This window comes from Bacillus cereus group sp. BfR-BA-01408, from assembly GCF_022663305.1.
Classification (GTDB): domain Bacteria; phylum Bacillota; class Bacilli; order Bacillales; family Bacillaceae_G; genus Bacillus_A; species Bacillus_A pacificus.
The window spans coordinates 1-223 of sequence record NZ_JAKUFF010000315.1 but is presented as its reverse complement, the minus strand read 5'-3'; the positions used below and the strand labels follow the sequence as shown (position 1 = coordinate 223).

Below are 223 nucleotides of genomic sequence, written 5' to 3'. Positions count from 1 at the left end.
TCAGTTGCTCTACCAATTGAGCTAAGTCGGCTAAATGGTGGAGGATGACGGGATCGAACCGCCGACCCCCTGCTTGTAAGGCAGGTGCTCTCCCAGCTGAGCTAATCCTCCATTTGCCTGGCAACGTCCTACTCTCACAGGGACAAGGTCCCAACTACCATCGGCGCTAGAGAGCTTAACTTCCGTGTTCGGTATGGGAACGGGTGTGACCTCTCTGCCATCA

At 55.2% G+C, this 223-nt stretch carries 1 tRNA gene and 1 rRNA gene; both read right to left on the bottom strand.

Features of this window, described 5'->3' with window-relative positions:
- Positions 1-35: 35 nt before the first annotated feature.
- Positions 36-111, bottom strand: a tRNA-Val gene (locus tag MR083_RS27450).
- A gap of 4 nt (positions 112-115) precedes the next feature.
- Positions 116-223: ribosomal RNA gene (rrf, locus tag MR083_RS27445) — 5S ribosomal RNA — on the bottom strand; the annotation flags it as partial.